This is a genomic window from Halomonas sp. SIMBA_159 (genome assembly GCF_046536035.1).
GTDB classification, from domain to species: Bacteria; Pseudomonadota; Gammaproteobacteria; order Pseudomonadales; family Halomonadaceae; genus Vreelandella; species Vreelandella venusta_A.
The window spans coordinates 1-281 of sequence record NZ_JAWJBT010000357.1 but is presented as its reverse complement, the minus strand read 5'-3'; the positions used below and the strand labels follow the sequence as shown (position 1 = coordinate 281).

At 34.5% G+C, this 281-nt stretch carries 1 protein-coding gene; it reads right to left on the bottom strand.

The features are described from left to right. Positions 1-281 (bottom strand): glycosyltransferase (locus tag R0J87_RS19600; protein WP_498888341.1); only part of this gene is annotated, 281 nt, incomplete at both ends.

The window sequence follows — 281 nt, the reverse complement described above, 5'->3', positions numbered from 1 at the left end:
AATTATAAGTAATCACAGGGCAATTGTTAACAATTGATTCCATGATAGATAATGGACAGCCTTCAAAGACAGAGGTAGAGATAGACATTCTAGCTGTTCTAAATTCAACATCAGGTTTTTGAGTGAACCCTTTCAAAAAGACATTCTTTTCTAAATTTAATTTTTTAATTTCCTGTTTTAGCTGCTTTTCTTGAGGACCAGAACCAAAGAGTTCAAGCCTCGCACTTGGTACTTCTTTTATCACAAATTGAAACGAACGGATGGCATCTATGACATTCTTG